The sequence below is a fragment of the Kitasatospora sp. NPDC091257 genome, from assembly GCF_044757675.1.
GTDB classification, from domain to species: Bacteria; Actinomycetota; Actinomycetes; order Streptomycetales; family Streptomycetaceae; genus Kitasatospora; species Kitasatospora lactacystinica.
The window spans coordinates 1-1487 of sequence record NZ_JBIVVI010001663.1 but is presented as its reverse complement, the minus strand read 5'-3'; the positions used below and the strand labels follow the sequence as shown (position 1 = coordinate 1487).

1 protein-coding gene is annotated in these 1487 nt (G+C 73.2%); it reads left to right on the top strand.

Features of this window, described 5'->3' with window-relative positions; translation table 11 throughout:
* Positions 1-1360, top strand: a 1360-nt coding sequence (locus tag ACIQOV_RS41115) for a multicopper oxidase family protein (RefSeq protein ID WP_401056217.1), incomplete at its 5' end; no start/stop codon positions are given.
* Positions 1361-1487: the final 127 nt, after the last annotated feature.

Sequence of the window (1487 nt, the reverse complement as noted above, 5' to 3'; positions counted from 1 at the left end):
CCCCGTGCGGATCGGCCGGGGGGCGCCCAAGGGGCCGTTCTCCGTGCGGATGCCGGTGCCGCCGACCCTGCGGCCGGTGGCGCGGACCGACGACACCGACGTCTACCGGCTCGACGTCCTGGCCGCCGACCTGGAGCTGATCCCCGGTGTCCGAACCAGCTGCCTGACCTACGGCGGAAGCTTCGTCGGCCCGACGATCCGGGCCCGGGAGGGCCGCCGGGTGCTGGTCACCTACCGCAACCGGCTGCCCGAGGCCGTCAACGTTCATCTGCACGGCGGCCACGTCCCGGCCGACAGCGACGGCCACCCGATGCAGCTGATCGACCCGGGCGGCGAGCGCCGCTACGAGTACCCGAACCGGCAGCCCGGGGCCACCCTCTGGTACCACGACCACAGCCATCACACGGAGGCCGAGCACGTCTACCGCGGCCTGCACGCCTTCTACCTGATCGAGGGCGAGGACGAGCGCCGGTACGACCTGCCGAGGGACGAGTACGACGTGCCGATCGCGATCCGGGACGCCGAGTTCGACGCCGCGGGCCGGTTGGTCCACGGCGATCCGGCGAAGCGGAACGTGATCCTGGTCAACGGCCGTTCCAAGCCGTACTTCCCGGTGGCCGCCCGCAAGTACCGCCTGCGCCTGCTGAACAGCTCGACCCTGCGGTTCCTGAAGCTGAACTTCGGCTCCCTGCCGGTCCTCCAGATCGGCTCGGACGGCGGTCTGCTGCCCGCGCCGGTCGACCGGACCGGGACGGACTTCCCGCTCGCCGCCGGTGAACGGGTGGACCTGGTGGTGGACTTCTCCGGACTGGCGGTCGGCAGCAGGGCGGCGCTCACCAACCAGGGCCAGTACACCGGCGACGACCGGGTCGAGCCGGTACTGCAGTTCGCGGTGGACCGCCGGGCGCGCGACCGCAGCGGTGTGCCGGCCACCCTGCGGCCGTTGCCGGAGCTGCCGCCGGCCACGGTCCACCGCGAGCTGACGCTCTCCTTCGACCTGAACGGCACGCCGACCGGCCTGGTCAACGGCCTGCCCTTCGACCCGGACCGGGTCGACCAGCGGGTCCGCCGCGGTGCCACCGAGATCTGGACGGTCACCAACGGCGACAGCGCCACCAAGTACGGTCCGATCCAGCACTCCTTCCACCTGCACCTGGCGCAGTTCCGGGTGCTCGACCGGGACGGCCGGCCGCCGCTGCCCGGCGACGCCGGCCTGAAGGACACCGTGCCGCTTCCGCCCGGTACGTCGGTCCGGGTCCAGGCGACCTTCACCGACTACCTCGGCCGCTACATGTACCACTGCCACATGCTGGAGCACTCCTCGGCGGGCATGATGGGCCAGATGGAGATCGTCGACTGATCCGCCCCGACGGCGGGCCGGGCCGGGCACACGGCCCGGCCCGCCGTCGGCGTTCGCACGGTGAGCCGGGGCCCGGCTCCGGCCCCCGCGGGCGGAGCCGGGCCCCCGCGCACAACACCACCCCCCG